The organism is Williamsia muralis NBRC 105860 (assembly GCF_001598915.1).
Lineage (GTDB): Bacteria > Actinomycetota > Actinomycetes > Mycobacteriales > Mycobacteriaceae > Williamsia > Williamsia muralis.
Window position 1 is genome coordinate 57,152 of the sequence record NZ_BDAP01000010.1, and the last position, 10,188, is coordinate 67,339.

At 64.8% G+C, this 10,188-nt stretch carries 12 protein-coding genes; all 12 read left to right on the plus strand.

Going from position 1 to position 10,188, the window contains the following annotated elements:
• Nucleotides 1–11: 11 nt before the first annotated feature.
• The 12 genes from WIMU1_RS24195 to WIMU1_RS24245 all read left to right on the plus strand — a co-directional run bounded on the left by WIMU1_RS24195 (nucleotide 12) and on the right by WIMU1_RS24245 (nucleotide 9,995).
• On the plus strand, nucleotides 12–2,054 hold the full coding sequence (locus WIMU1_RS24195; RefSeq protein ID WP_062800931.1) for a transglycosylase family protein: 2,043 nt from the start codon (nucleotides 12–14) through the stop codon (nucleotides 2,052–2,054).
• Between the two features lie 18 nt (nucleotides 2,055–2,072).
• Complete coding sequence (locus WIMU1_RS24200) at nucleotides 2,073–2,663, plus strand: hypothetical protein (RefSeq protein WP_062800933.1); 591 nt, start codon at nucleotides 2,073–2,075, stop codon at nucleotides 2,661–2,663.
• A 28-nt stretch (nucleotides 2,664–2,691) separates the two neighbouring features.
• The gene (locus tag WIMU1_RS24205) at nucleotides 2,692–3,417 is read left to right on the plus strand and encodes a hypothetical protein (RefSeq protein ID WP_062800935.1); all 726 of its coding nucleotides are present in this window, start codon (nucleotides 2,692–2,694) and stop codon (nucleotides 3,415–3,417) included.
• A gap of 37 nt (nucleotides 3,418–3,454) precedes the next feature.
• Nucleotides 3,455–5,308, plus strand: coding sequence for a type IV secretory system conjugative DNA transfer family protein (locus WIMU1_RS24210; protein WP_062800937.1), 1,854 nt, complete (start codon nucleotides 3,455–3,457; stop codon nucleotides 5,306–5,308).
• Between the two features lie 29 nt (nucleotides 5,309–5,337).
• Nucleotides 5,338–5,649 (plus strand): hypothetical protein, encoded by a 312-nt coding sequence (locus WIMU1_RS24215; protein WP_062800939.1) that lies wholly within the window; start codon nucleotides 5,338–5,340, stop codon nucleotides 5,647–5,649.
• 7 nt (nucleotides 5,650–5,656) lie between these two features.
• Nucleotides 5,657–6,091: a DUF4913 domain-containing protein gene (locus WIMU1_RS24220; protein ID WP_062800941.1), complete on the plus strand. Its 435-nt coding sequence runs from the start codon at nucleotides 5,657–5,659 to the stop codon at nucleotides 6,089–6,091.
• A gap of 459 nt (nucleotides 6,092–6,550) precedes the next feature.
• Nucleotides 6,551–7,159, plus strand: a complete 609-nt coding sequence (locus WIMU1_RS26285) for a hypothetical protein (RefSeq protein ID WP_133248718.1) — start codon at nucleotides 6,551–6,553, stop codon at nucleotides 7,157–7,159.
• Nucleotides 7,066–7,788, plus strand: coding sequence for a hypothetical protein (locus WIMU1_RS24225; protein ID WP_062800943.1), 723 nt, complete (start codon nucleotides 7,066–7,068; stop codon nucleotides 7,786–7,788). Before WIMU1_RS26285 ends, WIMU1_RS24225 begins: the two co-directional genes overlap by 94 nt.
• A complete protein-coding gene (locus WIMU1_RS24230) occupies nucleotides 7,772–8,149 on the plus strand; it encodes a hypothetical protein (protein ID WP_062800944.1) in 378 nt (125 codons plus the stop codon). The genes WIMU1_RS24225 and WIMU1_RS24230 overlap by 17 nt, the downstream gene beginning before the upstream one ends.
• A 2-nt stretch (nucleotides 8,150–8,151) precedes the next feature.
• Nucleotides 8,152–8,628: a hypothetical protein gene (locus WIMU1_RS24235; protein ID WP_062800946.1), complete on the plus strand. Its 477-nt coding sequence runs from the start codon at nucleotides 8,152–8,154 to the stop codon at nucleotides 8,626–8,628.
• Nucleotides 8,625–9,098, plus strand: a complete 474-nt coding sequence (locus WIMU1_RS24240; RefSeq protein ID WP_062800948.1) for a hypothetical protein — start codon at nucleotides 8,625–8,627, stop codon at nucleotides 9,096–9,098. Before WIMU1_RS24235 ends, WIMU1_RS24240 begins: the two co-directional genes overlap by 4 nt.
• 243 nt (nucleotides 9,099–9,341) lie before the next feature.
• The gene (locus WIMU1_RS24245) at nucleotides 9,342–9,995 is read left to right on the plus strand and encodes a hypothetical protein (protein WP_157366808.1); all 654 of its coding nucleotides are present in this window, start codon (nucleotides 9,342–9,344) and stop codon (nucleotides 9,993–9,995) included.
• The last annotated feature ends 193 nt before the right edge of the window (nucleotides 9,996–10,188 follow it).

The following is a 10,188-nucleotide window of genomic DNA, read 5'->3' on the forward strand; positions in this document are numbered from 1 at the left end:
GGGGTGCGGCGATGAAAAACTCCGGCAAGCTGGTGGCGACCGTAGCGATGGCTGGCGTGGTCCTGATGGTAATGATGTTCGTGACGCTCTTCAGCACCGATGAAGACGCTGATTGCGACACCTACGCCGCCGCACCCAACGCCACCGGGCCAGCGACCAACCAAGACGCACTCGCCCCGGGCACCACCGTCAAGCCGATGAAGACCGGCGACTACACCCCCACAAGCCCTTTCGGTATGCGCGGGGGCGCGATGCACCAGGGAGTCGACTTCGGCTCTGCTCCCGGCAAACCGATCTACGCCTCTGCCGACGGCGCCGTCGCGGCCGCCGGGGACGCCTCGGGCTTCGGGCAGTGGATTGTGTTGGACCACAACATCGGCGGCAAGATGTGGTCCACCGTCTACGGCCACATGTTCCCCCAGGACGTGCTGGTCAAGACCGGCGATAAGGTCACCGCCGGCCAGCACATCGCCAACGCTGGCTACAACGGCGAGGTGTCCCCGCCCGGCCCTGGCGGGACACACTTGCACTTCGAGACATGGGATGGAGGGCGCCTAACCGGCGGCAAAGCTGTCGACCCGCAACCGTGGGTTGATTCGGCCCGCGAAGTCGGTTCGGCCCCACCGACCAACGCCGCCAGCGGTGTCAACGCCGGCACTGCCCCTCAACGAAACGCCCCGACCGATCCGGCGGCCGTATCCGTGGCCGACTGGGACAAGATCGCCGAACACGAGGCGGGCGGTAACTGGTCGATCAACACCGGCAACGGCTACTTCGGTGGCCTGCAGTTCTCGGCGAGCACCTGGACCGGGGCCGGCGGCGGTCAATATGCGCCCACCGCAGACAAAGCGACCAAAGAACAACAAATGGAGGTCGCCAACCGGGTCCTGGCGACCCAAGGCTGGAACGCCTGGCCACAAACATCGGTGGCAGCGGGAGTGCGCGACAAAAAACCCGCAGCGGCAGGAACATTCGTCAACGCCACCGGCACCAACGGTGGACCGACTCAACCCACCCCTCTAACCGCCGCCGACAATGGTGGGGGAGAGCTGCCGCCGCTACCGGCCAGCAAAGGCTCTGAGGCCCGCCTGCAGATCGACACCATCCGATTGGCGCGCGCAGTTGCGGTGAAATTTCCGCAGATCAAGACCATCGGCGGATGGCGCGAAGACCCATTCCCCGACCATCCATCGGGCCGCGCCATTGACGTGATGATCCCGAACTACACCAGCGGCGAGGGCAAAGCTCTCGGTGACGCGGTCGCCAACTACGTGATGACCAACAAAAAGGTCTTCAACGTCGAGTACATCATCTGGCAACAGACCTACCGGCCCGCTGAGGGGCCCTCGAACGTGATGACCAGTCGTGGCGGAGACACCGCCAACCACATGGACCACGTCCACATCACAACCATTGGCCACGGCTACCCAGCTCCCGGTCAGACCTACGGCCTCGCCCCCGGCGGGGGCAGTACCGACTCCTCCATCAACACCGGATCGTCCAACTGCTCCGGCGGGTCCTACATGAAGGTCGGCGATACCGGTTCAGGCGTAGACAATCTCGCTGCAGGGAAAGTTCCCGCCGAATACGAGCCCTGGTACCGCAAAGCCGGGAAAACCTGTCCCCAGATCGGGTCTGCGCTCCTCGCCGCGCAAGGCAAGCAAGAATCCGGGTTCAACCCCAAAGCCATCAGCCCCGACGGCGCGGGCGGTATCTCCCAGTTCATGCCCGGCACGGCACCCAATTACGTCAAAGACGACGACGGAAACGGTCAAGCGTCGGTGTTCGATCCCGGCGACGCGATCATGGGCCAAGCCCGCTACATGTGTCAGATCGCCGCCACCGTCGACGGCTGGGTCGATTCCGGCGAGGTCTCAGACAACACCCCCGGCGGACGCAAAGCGCTCTACCTGGCCGCGTACAACGCCGGCGAAGGCGCGGTGCAACGCAACCGCGGGTTCCCCACCGACGGTGCCGACTACATCAACCAAACCCGGCCCTACGCCGACAAAATCCTCGCCATGGAAGCCCAATTCGCCAGTAGCGGACTCTAAAACACCAGGAGATCAGTCATGAAACGCACCGCACTGACCATCGTTGCAGCCGGAATCGTCGCTGCGACTGTGGTGTTGGGAATCGCGCTGTGGGCACTATGGCCCGACCCCACCACCGACCACCACGACACCGCCCCCTCTCACAGCGAGCACGCAGACCACGACCATGGCTCTGATCACGACCACGCCATCGCTGACCCACTGGCCCCGGACAACGCCACCATCACCGCAGCCACCGAACAAGCATTCCGCGCCATGTTCACCTGGCAACCCGTCTCCGACAACTCACCCGGCGATGCCGTTCTGCGGGCGCGTCCGTGGCTCGGTGGCGAACTCGCCGACACCTCAGGCCGCGACACCAATGTTCGTCTCCCCGCTGACTGGCAAGCCTGGCGGCAATCGGGCGACCTGATCACCGCCACCGCAGCAGTCACCGACGAAGTCTCGACCACCGACACCACCGCGGTGCGCTCGGTCCGCGTCGTCCAGAACGTGATGCGACCGACCGGAGAGACGGTCCCATACGCCGCGTTCACTGCCCGCGCCGAGCTGACCCGCACCGACGGCGGGTGGCGCGTCACCGCATACACGCTCGTGCCCACCACGTAATCGACGAAACACTAAAGGAGTTCGTTCCATGTCCGATTCCATCCCTCAGCTCGGTGGCGGCGAAGTACTCGACGAAGTCACCAGCGCAGCCCGCCACGCATTGTCGATTGCGCGCCGCCGTTCACCCCACCTGCGACGCAGCTTCAGCGGGGGCCGTGTCCGTGGACAACGCCTGCAGCACTACGCCATCTCCCGCACGCGCCGCGTCCGCACCACCAGCGAGTTCCACACCGGAACCAACCCAGATGTACACCGCGATACCGCCGATCGTCTCGGCGCCACCGATCTGAACCGGGCGGCAATGCTCGCCCAGTGGGCGGCGGCCGTGGCGGCCGCCGAAGCGGCCCAAGCGATCGTTGCCGAACTCGCACCGGAGGATCCTTCACTCGAGGCGGCAGAACTCGATGCCGAACGCGCCGGCATCCAGGTCGACGCGTGGCAAGAACGGCTACTGGACGAGCACGGTATCGATGTCAACGGTCTGGCCGCTGAGCCGATCACCGACCTCCCCGACAGCGACCCGACTCCCGGGTCGCTGGCCGAAGCAACCGCAGCCGCGACCACCGAACTAACCGACGCCGACCTCGACGCGGTACCAGCGGACGCCAGCGTCGGGGATCTGCTCGAGCAAAGCGGTCTGGGCGCTACCAGTTCGTCCTTACCGGCCGACGCACTCGCGACCACCTCGTTCGCTCCCTCGGCTGACCTTGCGCCCGCCGTCGACCTCGACACCGGCTACAACCCCGGCGACTAGTCCCAGGCCCCAGACCCCTACCTGAAAGAGAACGTCGATGCCCAGCAGCACCCGTCGCCGCCACAGCGGAGGCAACGACATGTCCACCACCGCCACCCTCCTCGCAGTGGTGGGCATCGTCGCAGCGCTCACCCTGTTCTACGGAAGTTGGCGGGTCGGTCGATGGTTCGCCGGAATCACCGAACCAGCGCCGAAGAACCCGATCAACGCCGCCTTGCGCGTAGCCAGCGGCGAGCTACGTTGGCCCCTCGCATCGACCATCACCCTGATCGTGGTGCTGATAGTCCTCGGCTCAGCCGCTGCCGTGGGCGCGGCGCTGTGGGCCAAGCACCGCCCCGACCCCCGCACCCGCGAGTTCGACCGCAACGCCCGTTACCTCGCCACGGCCTCGGAATTGACCGGGGTGGTGATGGGCCGCGAAGCCAAACAGACCGCTGCACGCTTGCGCCCGACCGCGCAGATCACCACAGCCGCAGACGTGGGCCTGTCCGTCGGGACGCTGGCCACCGCGGCCCAGCGCGAGCTCCTGCTGTCGTGGGAATGGTGCGCCCTCGTGGTCGCCGGCCCCCGAACCGGCAAGACACACGCTTTGGCCATCCCCATGATCTGCCAAGCCCCCGGCCCGGTGTTCAGCACCACCAACAAATCCGACCTGCACGATCACACCCGTTATGTGCGCGCTGACCGGGGCACCGTCTGGTGCAGCGACCTGCAGCACATTGCCGGGTCCCTCGAACAAACCCGCATGGACAGCACCGGACTGGTGCAGAGCTGGTGGTGGAACCCGCTGCGCAACGTTGAACATTTGCGCGACGCCCGCACCGTCGCCGGATACTTCAAATCAGCCTCCACCGAAAGCGGTGCCCGGGTCGACTCCTACTTCGACGGCGGTGCCCAAGAACTGTTGGCGCTCTACATGTTCGCCGCCGCCGCCGCAGGTGGCGACCTACTCCACGTTTACGGATGGCTCTCCGATCCCACCCTCGAAACCCCCATCGAGGCTCTGCTGGCCGCCGGGCACAGCAGCGCAGCATCACAAGTCCTCACCGCGCAAAACCTCAACCCACGCCAGCGAGACGGCCTGTATGACATGGCGCGTCGATTCGTCAACGTCATGAGTGATCCCAGCTACGCCGCCTCGGTACTTCCCCCGCGCCGCACCATCCTGGCCGGCGACAACTCCTTGGGCAACGCCGACATCACCCACAACGGCGTGGAGTTCATCCCGGACGAGTTCGTGCTGTCCACCGACACCGTGTACGCGATGAGCATGGAAGGCCCCGCGGCCGCCACTGCTCTGACCACCGCCCTGGCCGGATGCGTCTTTGAAGCCGCCGTCAAAGCTGCGCGCGCTAACAATGGACGACTGGCTGTCCCGCTGGTGGGAATCCTCGATGAGGCAGCGAATGTGTGCAAACTGCAGGAGCTTCCAGGCTGGTACTCCCACTTCGGCGGACAAGGCATCTGCCTGGTCACCATCTTGCAGTCGCTGGCTCAGGCAGACCGCGTGTGGTCGGCCAAACAGCTCCAGGAGCTACTCGGTGCAGCAAACCTGCACTACTACGGTGGCGGATCCAACGACATGGACTACCTCCGACAGGTCTCCGACCGCATCGGCCACCGCGATGTGCGACGTCAATCGCGCTCGCACTCACAAGGACACACCAGCTACAGCGAGAACTTCTCCAAAGAACCAGTCCTGAGCCCCGACGCGCTGGCGCAAATGCCCACCGGCCGAGCCATCGCCATGTTCGGCACCTACCCGGCTGCGCTTGTGCGCAAACAGTATTGGTGGGACGGGCCCCTCAAAGAATCCATCGAGGCCTCCAAAGCGCGATGCCGTCTCGAACGGACAGCTGGTGGTCAAGAACCCCTCGACACCGCCGCCTAAACACCCGAGCCAGAAGGAGCGTGTCAGCCATGGCCGTATCGACGACCACCACAGAGCCACATCCGCGCGCACTCAGGCGGCTCAGACAGATACGCCGGACCGCACGCGTCATCACCGGGGCGGCCCTCGCCTCTGTCCTGCTCGCCGTCGGCCTTGGAACAGCAGCGATGGCCGCTGAGGTACCCAGCGACAACCCCGATCGCCTGTGGACCCACGTCATCTCGACCACCTCCGCGATTGCTTTCCCGATCTTCATCCTCTCGGCCGCCGCGCTCATCGCCGTGTACATCGCCACCAGCATCTACCGCCAGCCCGCCACCTCGACACCGAAAGAGAGCTGAAATCGCTATGACTCACGCCGACTTCGACGACACCGACCTCGACGACGAGGTGCTCGATGATGACGAGCAGGAGAAGATCCCACCGCAGTTCGAGCGGTTCGAGGACTGGGTTGAGCAGTGGTTGGCCCCCACCATTGCTCGCAAGATCACCAACGAACAGCTCTGGTGCGAGCAGTGGTGGCGACACCCCGAGGTCGCGGTGCGACTCGCGGCGTTGCACCGCGGGTGGGAAGCGGCCCGCGTCAGTGACGACGCACTAGCGCAGTCGTCGTGGTGGGTCTACCACTTCAGCGCTCACTGGCGCGACATCAGCGCCACCAACGGGCCAATGAACAAGTGCACCAACGGCAAGCACACACAAAACAAATCGCTGTCCGTGGTACCCGCACCCGATGGCTGGTTCGACCCCACCCAGCACACCGACGAACCCAACGCCGCCTAAGACGGAAGTACAGCCAAATATGCCGCTCTACGCCGTGTACCTCGCCGCTCTACCAGCTGTCGCGTTCCTGGCGACTGTGATAACTCACAGCATCACTCGAGCACAACCCCACCCAACCGACACCTGCCCAACACCGAATTGGACCAGAAGAACAACCGCAACAGCGGCAGTAGTGGCAGCACTGTCGGCCTTCGTTGCGTGCGTGGCCGCCGGTAGCGACGCACCACCGCAATGCCCGGGCCTGGGAACAATCGGCGGCGGCGCCTGCCTGCCCGACCCGAGCCACCCCGTCACATGGACGGTCGCGGGGCCGGCCCTGACCGTCGCTGCAATGGCCACCATGATCGGAGGTGCAGTCGCCGCCAGGTCGTACCGCCACACCCCAGCGTCCCTCAAAAGCACACCGCACCAGGCTGTCCCCGCACATAGAGCCACTAACACAAGCCTCCAGGAGACCTCGTGACCATCGCCGATGTCGAACGCCGCACCACCACCGAACACGCCACGATCCTGTGGCGCGTTCGCCGGGTGGCCTGGCACCGATTCACCCGCCAATACCGGCGATCACTGGTTATCACGCAAGGATTGGTGATCGCTGGGGTCGCGATCGCACTGCCGCTGTATCTGCAAGTGGTCGGCTACGACATACCCGGCCGCGAAAGCACGCTGGGGCGTGAGCTTCCTCCGGACACCGAGACAGCCCTGTCGTGGGCGTTGTGGACCACCCAGGTGGGCACTTTCGCCGCCGCAGCCATCGTCGCCGCACTCGTGGGTGTCCGTCTACAGCCAAATCCGCACACCTGCAGAGCACTGGCGGCGCGTACCCGTCGCCACCGTCTGGATAACCGTGATCGGTGGCCTATGGGCGTTGTCCTCGATCATCACGTCCGTGGTGATCGTCCACGGTCTGAGCATCAGGTAGCCCGCGCACAACAACTGTCACAACCGTCGAACACGAGAAGGGATATTCACAAATGGCAGGTAGCCGCCGATCCAAAAGTGATGCAAGCGACTGGAAAACAGCAGAGCGGGCGGTACGCGACAACGCCGCCGCGTTACGGTCGCTGACCACCCACACCGAACTGTACGGGTGGGCCAAAGACAACAAACTCGCCACCAGACGATTGTTCCCGCCGTTCAAAACCGAGCTGCGCAAACAACTGCACATCGACTACGAGCAACTCCGCGAGCAAGCGATCGCCGACCGGTACGCCGAGCTGACCGCAGCAGCAGCCGAGGCCCCCGTGATCGAGCTGTGCTGCGCCGGAGACGCCGAGGTCAACACCTTTGCGGTGTGCAATCTCGAAGGAGGCGATCCCTGGTACGGCGACTTCCACGAGGAAGATCCGATCTATAAGGAGGGCGAGCAGATCACCGCCGACCTGTCCGCTGCAGGCAAGGCCGTGTACCTCGCAGGGCAGGCCCGTGAATACGCCGGACTTGAGGCGATCAATCTGACGCTGACGACCAGCAACCATGAACTCGACATCGAGCGGCTTCGCAAAGACGCTGTCCGGCATCGGGTTCTGGTCACATTGGACGTGGCGGCCGACAATCCGGCACTGGCGATGTGCCGTGATCTTCCCGGATACCGGGGGTGGCGCGAGGTGTCGTTGACCGACCTCATCGAGCCCGGCGATGACACCGAACCGGCCACCACTGTCGAGGAGGGACCGATTCATGTCACCGTCGACTGACCCACGAGCAATACTGCTCGCCGCAGCCGGCGAACACGCGCGGATCGGCAAACGTTCGGACTCGACATCAACTGCGGCACAACAGATGCTGCTCAGCGAGATCTGCCAGGCCTGCGATCCGCACTCCTGGACCGACGACACCGACATGTCCGATGCCCAAATGTGCGAACTCATCTGCACCGCACTGAGTGCGTTCATCGAGCACACCACCCACTGCCCGCCCGTGGCCACCGCACTCGACCAGCTGCGCCGAGACCTCACCGCCACACATGATGGCCCTCAGCGCCGCGGCGGGGACCAGGCAATTACGACATCGCCAGCGGTGTTGACCCTCTGGGTCACCACCGGGGCAGGACGGTAGCCATGCCGGTCTACCTGGTTCTGACGGTGGCATTGATTCTCTTCTACGCGAACATGCTCGTGGTGCAGGTCGTGAAAGGGGGGCCGTTTCCTAATCCCGGCCCCGAGGGCAGGGCACTCTGGCGCACGTGGGTGTTCCTCCAGGCTCTGTTCGCGGGGGCATTCCTGGTCGGCAGCGCCGCGGCACTGGTCAGTGAGGACATGTCGTGTGCAGCACCACCGGACGGCGGGGGCGGGCGCGGGGGAATTCAGCCGCTTCAACCACCGCCGTGTGGGCTTGATCTGACGGCGGCGACCGAGTGGGCTGTCACTGGTCCCGCGTTCGGGGTGTGCGCGGTGGCCGGCGGAGCGCTCATCGTCGTGGCGGTCCTGCTCCGACGTCGCCGAAACCACAGCCAACCCGTAGTGGCGCAACACCATCGTGCTACCGACGTTGCCGCTCTGCGCGAGCAACCGCACTCGTCCGGCGGTCGACCATGACCGGCCGCCGCGAAGACCTTCAGGCGGTGAACGGTACGCGCCATTATGTAGCCGTCCTGCAGGCACGGCCAGCATCCCCCGATCGCGTAGTAGATCAGGAGAGCATCGTGAGCGACTGCGTCGCGAAAGTGCTTCAGGTGGCGCATATTCGACCGCACGTGGAGGTTTTCGTGGTGCGCGCCGCTGATGTTTTCGTGTCGATCGAGCTGAACACAGCCAGGAAGCCTGAGCTGGCTAATCGTGCCCTGGACGCGGCCTGCGAGCACGTGATCAACCACTGCACGAAATATGGACTCGTTGGGGTTCAGCGCACCGCACTGACCTCCATGAGAAATATGGTGCGGCTCGAGGCTCCTTCAGTCGACAACTCGCGCCGGCCCTGGACGGCGGAGTTCCGGCGACTGTGGCGGTGGTGTCAGATGCTCGTGGTACCCACCCCCGTAGGCGTGGACAGGGAGGTGCACGCCTGATCCGGCTCGCTTCATAGTTCGCCCCAGGGCCCTGACGGGTGGCTAGACCCGTCAGGGCTGGGCGATCAGAGAGGAACCCTCTGACCAGTGGATAACCATACGAAACAGCAGCGGACCCCGAAGTGGGGTGGTCGCTCGCACTGATCTACAGGAGTTCTTTCATGGCCCGCGGCGTCCAGGCAAATGATCCGAACAACATCGAACCAAACCTTTTCGACTTCCTCGACCAGCAAGGAGACAATGATGAGCACGATGGCAGTACAAGACGAGACGGTCAGGCAGATCGTCGCACGAGTGTGGCGGACCGAGATCGGACTGCCCGAAAAGATGGATCCGACCGAGCAGCAGGCCTTTCTGGACCAGGAAGGGGCGCGGATCGAGAACCTGATCGAGGATCAGATACCCGGTCAGGGCCCGCTGGTGGAGCAGTACCGCCGCGAGCACAATCAGGCCCCGGACTACAAGACGACGGTCCGGTTGATCAACATGGCCCGGATGCAGGCGAGCGAGCAGATTCTCGCTCAGGAGCTGTACTCGAAGGTTCCCGAACCGGTGGCGGAGTTCGAGCCACGCCAGAGCCTCGAGGAGCTGGCCGAGGAACAACAGGCGCGGGACGCGGACGTCTTAGCGGCGAACCGGCACGACCGCGATCGGTGGATGCGCCCGCTGCACCGCTCGGAGCCGACACCCGAGGTCCAGGAGCTGGTGGGCCAGCTGTGGCCGCACCGGACAGCGTGGTTCCGGGTGAGCGCCCAGTACCTGATCCAAGCGCGCAGCGAGGATCGCGAAACGATTCCGACCGGACTGCACGATCCGCTGCTGGCGGAGTTTACGAACCAGGTCGAGCAGGAACTACGCGCCAAGGGCCGGGTGCGCGACGCCGAAGCCGGCCGGTAGATGATGCCCAGCTAGACCTGTTTGGTCTCGACGAGAACGGGGCGGCACCGCTTGATCCGGCCATCCTCGATCCCGGCGCGACACCGCTGCCTGAACCCGCGCAGCAGTCACCGGTTGCCGAAGCCAGCTACGACAGTCAGGACGCCTGCTCGGCGTGTGGCGCGCACATCAGCGATCCGCACGAACCCGGTTG

Coding starts and splice junctions, on each gene's coding strand:
- WIMU1_RS24220 (WP_062800941.1), top strand. CDS start 5,657: ATGACTCACGCCGACTTCGACGACACCGACCTCGACGACGAGGTGCTC.
- WIMU1_RS24205 (WP_062800935.1), top strand. CDS start 2,692: ATGTCCGATTCCATCCCTCAGCTCGGTGGCGGCGAAGTACTCGACGAA.
- WIMU1_RS24235 (WP_062800946.1), top strand. CDS start 8,152: ATGCCGGTCTACCTGGTTCTGACGGTGGCATTGATTCTCTTCTACGCG.
- WIMU1_RS24240 (WP_062800948.1), top strand. CDS start 8,625: ATGACCGGCCGCCGCGAAGACCTTCAGGCGGTGAACGGTACGCGCCAT.
- WIMU1_RS24200 (WP_062800933.1), top strand. CDS start 2,073: ATGAAACGCACCGCACTGACCATCGTTGCAGCCGGAATCGTCGCTGCG.
- WIMU1_RS24245 (WP_157366808.1), top strand. CDS start 9,342: ATGAGCACGATGGCAGTACAAGACGAGACGGTCAGGCAGATCGTCGCA.
- WIMU1_RS24225 (WP_062800943.1), top strand. CDS start 7,066: ATGGCAGGTAGCCGCCGATCCAAAAGTGATGCAAGCGACTGGAAAACA.
- WIMU1_RS24210 (WP_062800937.1), top strand. CDS start 3,455: ATGCCCAGCAGCACCCGTCGCCGCCACAGCGGAGGCAACGACATGTCC.
- WIMU1_RS24215 (WP_062800939.1), top strand. CDS start 5,338: ATGGCCGTATCGACGACCACCACAGAGCCACATCCGCGCGCACTCAGG.
- WIMU1_RS24195 (WP_062800931.1), top strand. CDS start 12: ATGAAAAACTCCGGCAAGCTGGTGGCGACCGTAGCGATGGCTGGCGTG.
- WIMU1_RS24230 (WP_062800944.1), top strand. CDS start 7,772: ATGTCACCGTCGACTGACCCACGAGCAATACTGCTCGCCGCAGCCGGC.